At 61.0% G+C, this 14,993-nt stretch carries 14 protein-coding genes; 8 read left to right on the top strand and 6 right to left on the bottom strand.

Features of this window, described 5'->3' with window-relative positions; all coding sequences use genetic code 11:
• The first annotated feature begins 208 nt into the window (after positions 1 to 208).
• Genes mobA through glp form a run of 3 tightly spaced genes read left to right on the top strand, consistent with a single transcriptional unit; the run spans position 209 to position 2,633 of the window.
• On the top strand, positions 209 to 841 hold the full coding sequence (mobA, locus tag DCO57_RS01535; RefSeq protein WP_165814615.1) for a molybdenum cofactor guanylyltransferase MobA: 633 nt from the start codon (positions 209 to 211) through the stop codon (positions 839 to 841).
• Entirely contained in the window at positions 838 to 1,359 is a 522-nt protein-coding gene (mobB, locus tag DCO57_RS01530; protein WP_116697072.1) for a molybdopterin-guanine dinucleotide biosynthesis protein B, read from the top strand. Before mobA ends, mobB begins: the two co-directional genes overlap by 4 nt.
• Positions 1,356 to 2,633, top strand: coding sequence for a gephyrin-like molybdotransferase Glp (gene glp / locus DCO57_RS01525; protein WP_116697071.1), 1,278 nt, complete (start codon positions 1,356 to 1,358; stop codon positions 2,631 to 2,633). Before mobB ends, glp begins: the two co-directional genes overlap by 4 nt.
• 60 nt (positions 2,634 to 2,693) lie before the next feature.
• Here the strand turns inward: glp and DCO57_RS01520 are convergent, their stop codons facing one another.
• Entirely contained in the window at positions 2,694 to 3,341 is a 648-nt protein-coding gene (locus tag DCO57_RS01520) for a glutathione S-transferase family protein (protein ID WP_116697070.1), read from the bottom strand.
• Positions 3,342 to 3,915: 574 nt separating this feature from the next.
• Between DCO57_RS01520 and DCO57_RS01515 the strand changes: the two genes are divergently transcribed.
• The 4 genes from DCO57_RS01515 to DCO57_RS01500 all read left to right on the top strand — a co-directional run bounded on the left by DCO57_RS01515 (position 3,916) and on the right by DCO57_RS01500 (position 7,580).
• Positions 3,916 to 4,692 (top strand): ABC transporter substrate-binding protein, encoded by a 777-nt coding sequence (locus DCO57_RS01515; RefSeq protein WP_116697069.1) that lies wholly within the window; start codon positions 3,916 to 3,918, stop codon positions 4,690 to 4,692.
• Positions 4,693 to 4,824: 132 nt separating this feature from the next.
• A complete protein-coding gene (locus DCO57_RS01510; RefSeq protein ID WP_116697068.1) occupies positions 4,825 to 5,538 on the top strand; it encodes an ABC transporter permease in 714 nt (237 codons plus the stop codon).
• On the top strand, positions 5,535 to 6,362 hold the full coding sequence (locus DCO57_RS01505; RefSeq protein WP_116697067.1) for an ABC transporter permease: 828 nt from the start codon (positions 5,535 to 5,537) through the stop codon (positions 6,360 to 6,362). The genes DCO57_RS01510 and DCO57_RS01505 overlap by 4 nt, the downstream gene beginning before the upstream one ends.
• Before the next feature lie 51 nt (positions 6,363 to 6,413).
• Entirely contained in the window at positions 6,414 to 7,580 is a 1,167-nt protein-coding gene (locus DCO57_RS01500) for a PLP-dependent transferase (RefSeq protein WP_116697066.1), read from the top strand.
• A 7-nt stretch (positions 7,581 to 7,587) separates the two neighbouring features.
• Here DCO57_RS01500 and DCO57_RS01495 read toward each other — a convergent pair whose 3' ends face one another.
• Positions 7,588 to 8,478, bottom strand: a complete 891-nt coding sequence (locus tag DCO57_RS01495; RefSeq protein ID WP_116697065.1) for a LysR family transcriptional regulator — start codon at positions 8,476 to 8,478, stop codon at positions 7,588 to 7,590.
• Between the two features lie 382 nt (positions 8,479 to 8,860).
• Between DCO57_RS01495 and DCO57_RS01490 the strand changes: the two genes are divergently transcribed.
• Entirely contained in the window at positions 8,861 to 9,742 is an 882-nt protein-coding gene (locus DCO57_RS01490) for an NAD(P)-dependent oxidoreductase (protein ID WP_116697064.1), read from the top strand.
• Positions 9,743 to 9,777: 35 nt separating this feature from the next.
• On the opposite strand, the gene DCO57_RS01485 is transcribed toward DCO57_RS01490, so the two are convergent.
• From DCO57_RS01485 to DCO57_RS01470, 4 genes are all read right to left on the bottom strand, one after another.
• Positions 9,778 to 10,278, bottom strand: a complete 501-nt coding sequence (locus tag DCO57_RS01485) for a DUF302 domain-containing protein (RefSeq protein WP_116697063.1) — start codon at positions 10,276 to 10,278, stop codon at positions 9,778 to 9,780.
• Between the two features lie 103 nt (positions 10,279 to 10,381).
• Positions 10,382 to 11,455 (bottom strand): hybrid-cluster NAD(P)-dependent oxidoreductase, encoded by a 1,074-nt coding sequence (locus tag DCO57_RS01480; RefSeq protein WP_116697062.1) that lies wholly within the window; start codon positions 11,453 to 11,455, stop codon positions 10,382 to 10,384.
• Between the two features lie 4 nt (positions 11,456 to 11,459).
• On the bottom strand, positions 11,460 to 12,695 hold the full coding sequence (locus tag DCO57_RS01475; protein WP_116697061.1) for an aromatic ring-hydroxylating dioxygenase subunit alpha: 1,236 nt from the start codon (positions 12,693 to 12,695) through the stop codon (positions 11,460 to 11,462).
• A 145-nt stretch (positions 12,696 to 12,840) separates the two neighbouring features.
• Positions 12,841 to 14,877: an NADH:flavin oxidoreductase gene (locus DCO57_RS01470; RefSeq protein ID WP_116697060.1), complete on the bottom strand. Its 2,037-nt coding sequence runs from the start codon at positions 14,875 to 14,877 to the stop codon at positions 12,841 to 12,843.
• Positions 14,878 to 14,993: the final 116 nt, after the last annotated feature.

Here is a 14,993-nt window from a genome sequence, read left to right as displayed (position 1 = left end):
GAGAGTCCTTTTTCACGGCCGCCGGATTCCCGCCTTGCCCTCGGACAACTCTCTCTCCTAGGCTACGGTCTCGTCACTGACTGCTTCGGGCGTCACTCCGGATGCAGAACACGGCGTCATGCCGACGGCCTTGTACCGGCCCGCCCCGAACCGTCATGACGAAGCGCGGAAGGAGTTTACCGGCGGAATGAATGCGGAAAGCGGAGCGTTGAGCCGGGACCGGGTCCTCGGCTGTATTCTGGCGGGAGGTCTGTCAAGACGCATGGGCGGCGGTGACAAGAGCCTGATGGATCTCGGCGGCAGGACAATGCTCGAAATGATTGTCGAGCGATTCACGCATCAGGTTCCGGAACTGATTCTGAATGCCAATGGCAATCCCGGCCGGTTCGCAGCCTTCGGCCTGCCGGTCATCGCCGATCCGGTCGGGGACTACGCCGGCCCCCTCGCCGGCATACTGGCCGGCCTGACCTTCGCCAGGGACCACCGCCCGGAGGTGACGCATATCGTGTCTGTCGCCGGGGATACGCCGTTCTTTCCCCTTACACTGGTGGACCGGCTTTGTTCCGCCGTTCCGACCGAGGGTTCGGTGGTCGCCCTCGCCTCGTCCCGCGACCGGCTGCACCCGGTCTTCGGCCTGTGGCCAGTTGCCCTGTTGCAGGATCTGCACGGTTGGCTGACAAGTGGTCAAAACGGCAAGGTGCTGGCATTCGTCGACCGACATGACAGTGTGGAAGTCTCCTTCGGCACGGATCCGGCGACCGGTCTTGACCCGTTTTTCAACGCCAACAGACCCGAGGACCTGGTAACGGTCCGGGAAACAATGAGCCAAAACTCGCCATGAACGACACACCCGTTTTCGGCATCACCGGCTGGAAGAATTCCGGCAAGACCGGTCTTGTGACCCGCCTGGTGGCTGAACTCACCCGCCGGGGCTTCCGGGTCTCGACGGTCAAGCATGCCCACCATGATTTCGATATCGACCGGCCGGGCGCCGACAGTTACCGGCACAGGGAAGCAGGCGCCCATGAAGTCGCGCTGGTTTCCGGCCGCCGCTGGGCCCTGATGCATGAACTTCGGGGCGACGAGGAACCGCCTCTGGAAGAGATTCTTGCCCGCATCGCACCATGTGACCTCATCCTGATCGAGGGATACAAGCGCGAATCCCATCCGAAGATCGAATCCCGGCGCCGGGAATCGGGCGACCGGGAACCGCTTTCGGCGTCCGATCCCAACATCGTCGCGATTGCAGCCGATCACAACGTCCCGGAGGAAGGTCTTCCGGTCTTCCATCTCGACGACGTGGAGAAAATGGCCGACTTCATCCAGGAGCATCTTGATCTGAAAAGACCCGTGCAATGACCGGAAATCCCGTCCTCGACGACTGTTTTGCTCACGACAGGAAGACACTTACCCACCATGAGGCCCTGACAATCCTCAAGGAGCGCGTCCCGGTGGTGGCAGCGCCGGAAACGGTCCCGCTGGAAAAGGGGCTGGAGCGCATACTGGCCCAGGACATCACGGCGCCGCGCGATGTCCCCCTTGCCGACAATTCCGCCGTCGACGGCTATGCCTTCCGTCATTCCGACTTTGACCAGGCGGGAGGTTTTTTCCGGCTGCACCAGAGGATCGCCGCCGGACATGCGAGCAACGCCCGACTGGCCCCCGCGTCCGCGGCGCGGATTTTCACCGGCGCCGTCATGCCGCAAGGCGCCGACACGGTTGCCATGCAGGAGGATTGCGAACCCCACCGGCAGGACGGGCAGGACTTCGTGATCGTGCCTCAGGGACTGCACAAAGGCGCCAATTGCCGCAAGGCCGGCGAGGATGTCGCGGCGGGGACGACCATCCTGGACTCAGGTCATCGCCTGCGCCCTCAGGATCTGGCCGCGATTGCCTCGACAGGGCAGCCCGACGTCAGCGTCTTCGGCAAACTCAAGGTGGCCCTGCTGTCGACGGGCGACGAATTGCGGCGCCCGGGGGACCCGATTGCGCTTGGCGACGTTTATGACGCCAACCATTTCCTGCTGCGGGGCCTGTGCGCCGGGCTGCCGGTGGAGGCGGTGGATCTGGGGATCATCAGGGACGACGCAGCCCAGGTCGAAGCCGCAATCGGTGACGCCGCGAGCCGGTTCGATGTGGTGCTGACCACCGGGGGCGCCAGCCGTGGCGAAGAGGACCATATCCACAAGGCACTGGACCGGCTTGGGCAGCGGGACATGTGGCAACTGGCGATCAAGCCCGGCCGGCCCATGATGTTCGGCAGGATCGGCGAGTGCACGTTCCTCGGGCTCCCCGGCAATCCGGTCGCCGCGATGGTCAGTTTCCTGCTCTACGCCCGTCCTGCAATCAGCGCGATGGCCGGTGGTGGTTTTCCGGAACCGCAACGGTTGCAAATGCCCGCGGCCTTCGAGGTCGCGAACAAGAAGCCCGGCAGACGGGAATTTTACCGGGGATTCCTGGAAAAGGACGCCAACGGACGCACGGTCGTCTCCAAATTCGGCCCGGACGGCTCGGGCCTGATTACGGGGCTGCGCAAGGCCGATGGCCTGGTCGAGATCCCAGAGGACATAACGTCGATCGGCAAGGGGGATCCCGTGACCTTCCTGCCTTTCAACGGCTTCGGGATCCGCTAAAGCGTATCGCGATCAGTCACGGCAAGCCGTTGTGAGACCGCATCGTCGAGTCCCTTCCCCCTAAACCTCGTCCACATCCACGACCCAGGTTTCCTTCAGGGCATCGCCTTCCCAGGCCTTCCAGGCAGGTGTCGACATCATCACATCCGAATAGCGGCGAACCACGGGAGCGTCGGAGAGGCAGTAGGTCGCGAAGCGGCTGACGACCGGCGCGAACATGGCATCGGCGATGGTGAAGTCGCCAAACAGGAACGGCCCGCCGGACTCTTCCAGGGTCTCTGTCCAGACCTGCACAATCCGGGCGACGTCCGCCTCGACGCCTTCATCGACCTCGAGCTTGCGGACAGGACGGCGCATGTTCATGGGACAGGCGCTGCGCAGGGAGACAAATCCGGAATGCATTTCCGCCGAAACGGCTTTCGCCCTGGCCCGGGCGTTCAGCTCTTCCGGCCACAGCTCCTTTTCAGGGTAGATCTCGGACGCATATTCCAGAATGGCGAAACTGTCCCAGACCGTCAGGTCGCCATCCTTGAGCACCGGAACCTTCATGTTCGGTGAAAAGGCGGCAAACCGGGGGTTTCCCCGTTCGAAATCGAATGGGACCAGATGTTCCCGGAACGGGATCCCCTTCTGTTTCAGTGCGATCCATGGCCGGAACGACCAGGAAGAGTAGTTTTTGTTACCGATGAACAGTTCGAACTCTGCCATTTCATGCCCCTGTCATTAGGAAGTCCGGCACGCTTTGATCCCGGTGGAAGAGCATCCGGCCGGGTCGCGACCCTAAGGAGTTCTACCCATTGCAACAAATTCAATAAGTTCATGAATTTCAAGAAATATCTTGATGGATCGGTAGCTGGTGACGCCTGTTCCACCGGATATTCGCGGCGTGAAGATACTCGGCGGCACCGATCTCGTTTCCCGAAAAGCGTGTCCTGCGCACTGTTTACATGTTTTCCGGGCCGATTGCTGCGAGAAAACCGTCCGACTCGCGCGCTCCTGCCTGCCAGTGTGCATGTCCGGCAGGGTGCGTGCGATTTTCCACAGCCTGACGATGTCCTGCCCGCCGGCAGGCCGGAGCAACATCAGCCAAAGTTACACGGGAACCATGTTGTGGATGCAGGGCAACGTCGGAATGACCCGAACACGAAAAACATATATCCGGTCTGTGTTTTTTTTCTGGGCATGCTTGAAATTCAGGCCGAAGTGTATGGAATAGGGTTATCGGGCAAAAAGGCGGGAAGAACCCGTCTGCGCCGCGAAGAAAATAGTAGGGGAACCGAATATGCGTGTATTGCGGATGGCTGCGGCCACTGTGGCAATTCTGGCTGTCGTTGGCGGCGCCGAGGCGAAAGACTGGACCAAGGTGCGCATCGGCACCGAAGGCGCCTACCCTCCCTTCAATTCTCTGACGGCCGATGGCGAACTGATCGGCTTCGACGTCGACATCGCCAAGGCGCTTTGCGAAGAGATGAAGGTCGAGTGCGAATTCGTCACCCAGGATTGGGATGGCATGATTCCGGCTCTTCAGGCCGGCAAGTTCGACGCCGTGATCGCGTCCATGTCGATCACCGAAGAGCGCAAGCAGAAGGTCGACTTCACCAACAAATACTACAACACCCCGCCGGCCATCGCCGTACCGAAGGACTCCAAGATCGCCGGTACATCCGATGCGGACCTCAAGGGCGTTGCCCTTGGTGCCCAGTCCTCCACCACTCACTCCAACTATGCCGAAGAGAAGCTGCCCTCGGCCGATCTGAAGCTCTATCCGACGCCTGACGAATACAAGCTAGACGTTGCCAGCGGCCGTATCGACGCCGTGATCGACGATGTCGTGGTGCTGTCCGACTGGCTGGCGACCGATGACGGCGCCTGCTGCAAGCTGCTGGGCACCCTCACCCCGGATCCGGTCATCAACGGTGAAGGCGCAGGCATTGCCATCCGCAAGGAAGACGGCGACCTCAAGGAGATGTTCAACACGGCCATCGAGGGAATCCTTGCAAACGGAAAGTACAAGGAAATCAACGACAAGTACTTCACGTTCGACGTCTACGGCGGCTGATCAGTCCGCTGTTTGACCCTGTCACGGGCACGGCGCATGAATAGCGCCGTGCCCGGCTACCGGACATTTTCCGCAGCACGGCCGAAGGGGCGACCGGACCAACAACGATAAGCAAGAAAGAAGCGCCGGCTTATGAATGAAGCTTTGACGCTGCTGTCCTTTGGCGAGGGCGGCTGGGGCGACACCATAGCACGCGGTATTCTGGTGACCGTGTCCCTGGCAATCGCCACATTGCCATTCGGCCTGATCCTCGGCTTCCTGATTGCGCTTGCAAAGAACTCCTCCGAGCCGAGCCTCAAGCTCGCCGCCAATATCTACACCACGATCTTCCGGGGCCTGCCGGAGCTGCTGACACTCTTTCTGGTGTATTTCGGTGTCCAGATCGGCATCCAGCAGGGTCTGAAACTGATCGGTTTCGACGCCTATATCGAGGTGAATTCCTTTGTCGCCGGCATGGTTGCCCTGGCGCTGGTCTTCTCCTCCTATGCCTCCGAAGCCTTCCTGTCCGCCTTCCGCGGCATTCCGGTCGGCCAGTACGAAGGCGGGAACGCGCTCGGGCTTTCGCGTTTCAAGACAATGAGATTCATCATCCTGCCGCAACTGATCCGGCTTGCCCTTCCCGCTCTCGGCAACCTGTGGCTGATCCTTGTGAAGGAAACCTCCCTCGTCTCCGTCATCGGCCTGGCCGATCTGGTCCGCGAGGCCGGGATAGCCGCGCGGGTGACGAAGGAACCTTTCCTGTTTTTCGGAGTCGCCTGTTTGGTCTACCTGGTGCTGGCAATGATCTCCTCGATCGGGCTTGCCTGGGTTGAGCGCTGGTCCAAACGGGGAGAGGCCGCACGATGACCGCAGCCACCCCCGCCTCCGAAGCCAAACGCCCTCCTGCCCCACCACGCCGCTGGACGAATACCCGGGTACTCGGACACGTGCTGATGGCGCTCTGGATCGTGTCCGGCGTGTCGCTGGTCTATTACCTGGGGTCCAACGTCGCGAGCCCGTTCGTCCTGAAATACTGGCCGAATTACATCGACGGCTTTCTGGTGACGCTGCAGATCGTGGGGCTCTCGCTCCTGATCGGCGCCCTGCTCAGTGTCCCCATCGCCGCCGCCCGGTCCTCAAAATGGATCATCTTTTCCGCACCGGCCTACGGCTATGTCTATTTCTTTCGCGGCACACCGCTTCTGGCGCAGACATTCCTGATATATTACGGCGCGGGATCGTTTCGCACGGAACTGGAATCGGTCGGCCTGTGGGGCTTTTTCCGGGAAGCCTGGTACTGCGTGATTTTCGCCTTTTCGCTCAACACATCCGCATACCAGGCGGAAATCCTGCGCGGGGCGCTACAGAATGTGCCGAAAGGCCAATGGGAAGGCGCCCTGGCGCTCGGGCTGTCCAGACCGGTCACATTCTTCAAGGTGATCCTGCCGCAGGCGATGATGGTGGCGCTCAGGCCCTACGGCAACGAGGTCATCCTGATGATCAAGGGTTCCGCCATTGCGTCGATCATCACGATCTACGACCTCATGGGTGAAACGAGACGCGCCTATTCCAGATCCTACGATTTTCAGGCCTATATCTGGGCCGCAGTGCTGTATCTCATGATCGTGGAAGTTCTCCGCCGTGTCTGGGACCGGTTCGAGCTGCGTCTCACCCGCCATCTGAAACGGTAAGCACCACCGTTTTTCCGCAGTCTCCTCGCCCTTCAAACCGGATCATCCGTCATGTCCAAGTCAAAGTCCCCTGCTTCCACACTGCATGTCGACAGCCTGCTCGCCCATGGCGGCGGCGGTTTCGATCAGGCAACCGGAGCGGTGGTGCCGCCGATCCCGACGGCGACGACCTTCGTGCGGGATGAATCCTATGAACTTCGCAATCCCGGCCACCTCTACAGCCGTGACGACAATGACCTGTTCCTCAAGACCGAAAGCCTCATCGCTGCGCTCGAAGGGGGGGCCGACAGCCGGCTTTTCGCTTCCGGCATGGCGGCAATTGCCGCAGTCGCCCGTCTTGTGAAGCCCGGCGGCACCCTGTTGGCCCAGTCGGGCATCTACTGGGGCACCACGCTCTTCCTGCGCAAACACTGCGCACGCAACAACATCGCCCTGGTGGAGGCAGACGCCAGCGACCTTGAAGCCTTTCAGGACGAGATCGCCGTGACGCGGCCGGACCTTGTCTGGCTCGAAGTGCCGAGCAATCCGTTTCTGAAAGTTGCCGACATCGCGAAGATCGCCGCTCACTGCAGACAGGAAAACGCCCTGCTTGCGGTCGATGCGACCGCAGCGACACCGCTCATCCTCCAGCCCCTGTCCCTGGGGGCTGACCTGGCGGTTCATTCGGCCACCAAGGCCCTCAATGGCCATTCCGATCTCCTCGGCGGGGTCGTCACCACCACCGATGCGCACAGCGAAGCCTGGGGACTGATCTGCGAGGAGCGCAAGCTGGCCGGGGCGGTTCTGGGCTCCTTCGAATGCTGGCTGCTCCTGCGCGGTCTCAGAACCCTTTCCCTGCGCGTCGAACGCATGAACGGGAACACCATCGCGCTGGCGGAATACCTGGAAAAGCACCCGAAGATCCAGACGGTTCTCTATCCGGGACTTGCCAGCCATCCGCAACACGCACTCGCTCAATCCATGATGTCCGGCGGCTACGGATCACTTCTTTCGGTGCAGTGCAAGGGCGGCAGGGAAGAAGCGCTGAAGGTCGTGGGGGCGCTCGGCCTGTTCCAGCGGGCAACATCTCTCGGCGGCACGGAAAGCCTTGTCGAACACCGGTTCACCATTGAGGGGGAAACCTCCGGCATTCCGGAAAACCTGCTGCGGCTTTCCATCGGCATCGAGCATATCGATGACCTGACCGCGGATCTCGACCAGGCCCTGTCGGTGATCTGAGGCCCCGTCAACAGGCCTCCGGATCCGGCTTCATGCTCCGCAACCAGCTCATGAAGGCCTTCAGGGGCGGGCGTTTGACACCGGGGCGTGTCACCAGATGATACCCGGTTCCCGGATAAACGCCTTCTTCGAACAGGATCTGCAGATTGCCGGCGGAAATATCGGCTTCGATGAACATTTTCGCCGTTGCCGATATCCCTTCACCTCTGCGCACCCCTTCGAGCACCATATAGCCCGGGAGATGGGTGATGTTGAGCTTGCCGGTCGGAATCACTCCCTGACGCTCCATCCAGATCGCCATCTCGTTCGTGCCGTATTCGGAAAGCCACGGGAACTCGAGAATGTCTTCCGGCTTCTCGATGCACTTGTCTCCGATCAGACATCTTGCGCCGACCACGGCAAAATTGGTGCTGATGAAGTGCTCCGCCTCAAGGCCGGACCAGTCTCCCTTGCCGAACCTTATCGCCAGATCGACGCCGCCGGGTTTCAACTCGACCACTTCCGCAGTCGGGTTGAGCATGAGTTCGATATCCGGATGCTTGAGGCGGAAGTCGTTGAGGCGCGGCATCAGCCAGCTGATGGCAAAGGACGGCGTCACGGTTATGTTGAGCGGGCGGGCGATGTCCTCGCGCAGCAGCTCGTCGACCGTTTCCAGAATCGCTCCGAAGCCCCGGCTCAGCCCCTCGAAGAGTTGCTCGCCTTCCGGAGACAGGGCGATCCCGCGCCCTTCCCTCATGACAAGCTGCAGCCCGAGAAAGCTCTCCAGGCTCTTGACCTGTTGGCTGACGGCCGCATGCGTCACGTTCAGCTCACGTCCCGCGGCGGATAGACTTCTTGTCTCCGCGACGGCGGCAAAGGTTTTCAGACTATTCAGCGACGGCAGGGAACGCCAATCCATATGTAACCTCACCTTACATTTCGAAAATCTTCCTGAATGGTATCACTCGCAGAAAACAGCCACATTCTCATTTCACACACAGGAGAGGAATGTAAGGCGATGTTGAATATCTACGCACGCAGCTTTCAGGAAGCAACCCGCTTTTCCGCAAACACCCGCCCCGACCCGTTCACCCGGCGCTGCCTTGAGGCCGCCACTGCGGGAAAAACAGGATCCATTTTCCGCCTACTGCGGCGGTTCCTTCGGCTGCGGTCCCTGAGCGACTGATCCGTGCCAGCGTTCCTCCGGCTGACAGACAGCGACGAATGTCATAGAATCGCGACGAACAACTTATTCACGGCCCGGTGTTCACCGGGCCTTTTTCTGAAAAGGGAGCGTCTTGATGGCAAAGGTTGCATTCATCGGTCTGGGAGTCATGGGATATCCGATGGCCGGTCACCTGAAAACCAGGGGCGGCCATGACGTTACCGTCTATAACCGCACCACCGCGAAGGCGGAAAAATGGGCGAAGGAATTCGACGGCGGTTTTGCAAAAACACCGAAGGACGCCGCCACGGATTGCGATTTCGTTTTCTCCTGCGTCGGCAATGACGACGACCTGCGTTCCGTCACCACCGGTCCTGACGGGGCCTTTCACGGCCTGAAGAAAGGTGCCGTGTTCATCGACAACACCACCGCGTCGGCCGAAGTCGCGCGTGAACTCCACGCAGCGGCCGGAGAAAAAGGTTGCGCCTTCATCGACGCACCGGTGTCCGGCGGTCAGGCGGGGGCCGAAAACGGTGCGCTGACGGTCATGTGCGGCGGGGACCAGGAAGCCTTCGACAAGGCCAGACCGGTGATCGAATGCTTCGCCAAATTCGTCGGCCTGATGGGGGACGTTGGCGCCGGCCAGCTGACCAAGATGGTCAACCAGATCTGCATTGCCGGTCTGCTTCAGGGGCTTTCGGAAGCCATTCATTTCGCCAAGAAGGCCGATCTGGACGTGGAACGGGTCATTGCCGCGATCCGCGGTGGCGCGGCACAGTCCTGGCAGATGGAAAACCGATGGGAAACGATGAGCGCCGGCAAGTTCGACCATGGCTTCGCCGTCGACTGGATGCGCAAGGACCTCGGCATCTGCCTCAAAACGGCGAATGACACCGGCGCCCGCCTGCCGGTCACGGCCCTGGTCGATCAGTTCTATGCCGAAGTCCAGGCGATGGGCGGGAAACGCTGGGACACTTCCAGCCTGATCGCCCGTCTGGAAAATGCCGACAAGACATGATCCCGCCGGCCGCCCTGCCTGCCCACCGTCGTTCGTTATTGCCCGGCAGCTTCCCGGGCAATCCCGTCGAGCAGCGCGTTGACTTCGGCAATGGCGGCCTGCGATTCCTGCGAACCGGTGGCTGAAAGCTGCCGGAAGCCGACAGTGATCTTGCCCGCCTGCTCCGGTGTTTCGTAGACGAATACGGTGTAGGGGCAATAGGCGATATTCGCGGCATCCGCCTCCATCACCTTTCGCGACAGATTGGCCGAACAGAACAGCATCGCCTGGGCATTTGCGAAGATCTGCTTCTTGCCGCCGACGTCGTCGCCCGTGCGGGCGAGCATGTCGCTGATATGCGAGACGTAATCGATCACAAGACCGCGGTTGACGATGGCGTTTTCCAGATCGAAACGGATATCCTCGAAGGCGCCATCAACCTCATAGGCGGTCACGCCTTCAGGAACGCTCTGGGCCGATGCGACCACCGTCATGCCGGTCATCATGGCGGTTCCCAGAACCAGTGCCCGGCCGGTCTTTGCAAACTTGTTCAACATGCGCTGTCCTCCCTTGAAGCGGCCGCAAGAATACCCTTATCGCAGCCGGGGGCAATTGACATATCGCATTTCTTGCATATTTCCGCCGCTCAGGCAGCAAATTCTAGACGTCCACCTCGACCGTCCCGATCGGGTTGGAGCAGCAGGCCAGAATGTAACCGGCATCGACGTCGTCCTCGCTGATACCGCCGGAATGGACCATATGCACGTCGCCGGACAGCTTCCTGACCTTGCAGGTGCCGCAAACCCCGAAGGTGCAGCCGGACGGTATGTTCAGCCCAGCGCCCTTGGCGACCGCCAGAACGGTATCCGTTTCGGAGCACCACGCGGAGACCTTCGAACCGGCAAAGACGATCTGCGCCTTGACGTCCTCCTGCGGGACGACATCGTCGAATTCGGTCAGTTCCGCGCTGGTTTCCGCCGGCGCCTGGAAACTTTCCTGATGATAGCGGTCCATGTCGTAGCCCAGCGCATTCAGGATTTCGCGCACCGCCTCCATGAACGCCTCCGGACCGCAGCAATAGACCTCCCGCTCCAGATAGTCGGCACACATGAGACCTAGCATCAACTGGTTAAAATGGCCGCGATAGCCGGTCCAGACCACATATGGATCGCTCCTGCTGACGACGAAATGAAGCTGCAGCCCGCTCACGCGGCTGGCCATGTACTCCAGCTTCTTGCGGAAGATGAGATCGACCGGGCGAGTGGCGCACTGGATGAAACAGATATCCGGGTCTTCCCCCCGTTCGAAGAGCGTCGTTGCCATCGACATCATCGGCGTCACGCCGGACCCGGCCGAAATGAACAGATATTTGCCATCCGGATCGACCGGCAGATGGAAAAGTCCCGCCGGCCCGAAGGCCCGGACCCGCATTCCGGGCGTCAGGTGATCCAGCATCCATCTCGTACCGACGCTTCCGGGCTGCGCCTTCACTGTCACGGAGATATACGCATTGGTCACAGGCGACGAGGAAATGGTGTAGGTACGCTGCACGTTGCCGCCCGGGACAGGCAGGTCCAGGGTGATGAACTGACCCGCCTTGTAGACGAAGGTTGCGCCGGAGGGCGGGCGAAAGGTGAAGGTCTTGACGTCCGGCGCTTCCGGCAACACGTTGACGCATTCCAGCAGTTCGCTGTCTGTCCAGACCGGCGTGTCGCGCCCGGGCATCGGGATCATGGGGCTACTCCGCCGCAATGCGGAAGCGGCCGATCAGACGCTTCTCGAGCGCGCGCGCATACCAGTCGACGAACTGGATGACACCGCTTTCCTGGGTCGGGGAATAGGGACCGGGTTCATAGGCCGGTGAGTTGATGCCGACCTGGTTTTCCTGGACGATGCGCCGGTCCTCGTCGTTGGTATGTATCCAGACCTCGGTCAGGCGCTCTAGATCGTAATCGACACCCTCACGGGCATCCTTGTGCACCAGCCAGGTGGTCGTGACTTCCGTTTCCATCGGCCCCACAGGCAGCATGCGGAATGTCAGCACCTGATCGGACAGGAAATGGTTCCAGGTGTTCGGATAGTGGAAGAACAGGCAGGTGCCGGCGTCATCGAAGGGGACCGTGCCGATGCGTCTGGAAACGGCCGCCGTCCCGTCCATCGTGTAGCTGACCGCCTTCCCCAGGAAGGGAATGCGCACGAACCGCCACTGATCGGTCGGGGCGATCGTGAATTTTGCCGGGAGCCCGGCCTTTTCGCAGCGCTCCACATGCGCCTTGCCGACGTTGGAACCAGCGGAATCGTCACCGCCCACCAGGAAGGGGTCGTCCGGGAAGGTACGGCACAGGGAGGGGTGGGACCCTGAGCAATGATAGCATTCCCGGTTGTTCTCCATCACCAGCTTCCAGTTGGCCTTCTCGATGATGGTCGAGCTGTGGGCGACCTTCAGATTGGCCAGGTCGTGCGGTCCCATGTAACGCGCGGCCTGTGTGCGCAAATCCGAAATGTCGGGCGCGACATCTGCCAGACAGATGAACACCATGCCGGACAGGTTCTCGCAGTGGACCGGTTTCAGTCCGTGATCATCCGGCTGGAACTCCGGCCCCATCTCGCGCGCGAAAAGCAGCTTGCCGTCGAGTTCATAGGTCCACTGGTGATAGGGGCAGACCAGCTTGGGCGCGGAGCCTTTCGAGACGGAGCAAATGCGGCTGCCCCGGTGACGGCAGGAATTGTGGAAGGCGCGGATGGTGCCATCCGCCCCCCGGACGACGATCACCGAATAGGCGCCGATCTGCAGCGTGACGTAATTTCCGGTTTTCGGAATTTCCGCTGACGGCACGGCGAAGATCCATTCGCTGTGCCAGATGTTTTTCATATCCGACTGGAAGATATCACCATCGGTATAAAACGCCTGCGGCAGGGAATGCCCTTGCCGACGGCCCATCAGGAGAGAGAGAACATCTGCATCACGTAACATGGGGACACATCCTATCCAGCCGCCTCTTGCGGCCCAATTCAAGCCCGGAAGTTATGCGCTCCCATCGCCTGTGCCATAGCCAAAAACGGCATCGGCTTATGCAGGTTGGACGCGTCCACCGAAAAATGCGTGCAATGCAGCATTTCTAGATGTCCTTGACCAGCCGCAGGGCGTCATAGACTGCCGCATGGGTGTTGCGCGCCGAGACCGCGTCACCTATGCGAAAAAGCGCGAACGCCCCGTCCGGATTGGCCTCGATCGGCTGCGGCCGGCCGGAGAGCAGTGCCTCCTGGTCGACGGCACCGAGATTTTTCGAGTCCGGCTTGAGATCGAAATAGAGGTCGTCCATCGGCACCGTGCCGTGATTGACGACAATCTGGTCGAACTCCCTTTCTTCCGTGTGGTCGGAATAATCCGTACCGACCACCGCGGTGAGCAGATTGCCCGAACGCCGAACCGCCTTCAGCCGGTAGGTGACCGTGAAACGGACATCCCTTTCCTGCAGGGCGCGCATATAGGGCACGAGGTTCATGGCCATGATCTCGGGCGCGAAGGTCCGGTCCGGCGTCATGACCTCCACATGGGCGCCGGTCGCCGCGATGAGTTCTGCCGCCTGGAGCGCCGGATGATCGCCGGCATCGTCGTAGATCAGCACCCGGTTTCCGGGTTTCACATCTCCGGCGAGAATGTCCCAGGAGGACACCACGAGCTCGTTGCCCTCGCTGAGAACTTCAGTGTGCGGCAATCCGCCGGTCGCGACAATGACCACGTCCGGATTTTCCGCCAGGACATCCGCCGATTCCGCGAAAACGTTGAAGCGGAAGCGGACACCGCGCGCAAGGCATTGCTCCATGCGCCAGTCGATGATCGATATCATCTCGCGGCGGCGTGCCGACTGGGCCGTCAGACGGACCTGCCCGCCCGCATGTGGCGCCGCTTCCAGGACCGTGACGTGGTGACCGCGCTCGGCCGCCACGCGGGCTGCCTCCATTCCGGCCGGCCCCGCCCCGACGACGACGACGCGCTTGCCGATATCGGCCGGTTCGATTTCCTGCGGCATCGTCAGTTCGCGGCCCGTTGCCGCATTGTGAATGCACAGTGCCTCACCACCCTGATAGATCCGGTCGAGACAATAGGTTGCCCCGACACAGGGGCGGATGTCCCCTTCCCGCTTTTCCTTGATCTTCCGGACGATCAGGGGATCCGCAATATGGGCGCGGGTCATGCCGACCATGTCCAGAAGACCTTCGGAGATGGCATGTCGCGCGGTTGCCACATCCGGGATTTTCGCCGCATGGAAAGTCGGCAGGCCGGTCTCCTTCCGCACCTTCCCTGCGAAGTCCAGATGGGGCGCGTTGCGCATGCCCTGCACCGGAATGACATCCGTCAGTCCCGGATCGGTATCGATATGGCCGCGAATGACGTTCAGAAAGTCGATCTGGCCGGTCGCCTTGAGACGCCGGGCAATTTCCAGCCCCTCTTCCGGCGATATCCCCCCGTCCAGGTTCTCATCGGCGGTGAACCGGATGCCGAGAATGAAGTCTTTCCCGACCCGCTCGCGAATGGCGTCGATCACCTCGAGCGAAAACCGCATCCGGTTTTCCAGCGAGCCATTGTAGGGAGCGTCCAGCGTATTGGTCAGGGGCGACCAGAACTGGTCCATCAGGTGACCGTAGGCCTGCAGTTCGATACCATCCATGCCGCCGGCCTTCATCCGTTCGGCGGCACTCACATAATCCTCGATGATCCGGCTGATGTCCCAGTCTTCGACTTTCTTCGGAAAAGCCCTGTGGGCGGCTTCCCGTGCGTGGCTGGACGAGACGGCCGGCAGCCAGTCCCCCTTGTTCCAGTTGGTGCGCCGGCCAAGATGGGTGAGCTGGATCATCACCGCGCAGCCGTGTTCATGGCAGGCGTCCGTCAACCGCCTGATCCAGGGAACGACCTCGTCCTTGTAGGCCAGGATATTGTTGAAGACGGGGGGCGAATCCCTTGAGACCGCGGCCGATCCCGCCGTCATCGTCAGCGCGACCCCTGCCCTGGCGCGTATCTCGTGATAGGCACGGTAGCGGTCCTTGGGCATGCCGTCTTCCGGGTAGGCCGGTTCATGAGAGGTAATCATGATCCGGTTTTTCAATGTCAGGGACTTCAGCTTGTACGGCTGCAGCAACGGATCGTTTGACATGCGTCTTCCCTCTGAACGCGGCCTCTCGCAATTCCCGGGCCGGGCTGACCACAAGACTAGTTCCCCGGCACGCCCGGTGGAAAGTCGCAAAAGCGACATTCGTGTCGCTTTTGAAA

This window comes from Labrenzia sp. 011, from assembly GCF_003075075.1.
GTDB lineage: Bacteria > Pseudomonadota > Alphaproteobacteria > Rhizobiales > Stappiaceae > Roseibium.
This window is presented reverse-complemented; position numbering and strand designations above follow the sequence as displayed.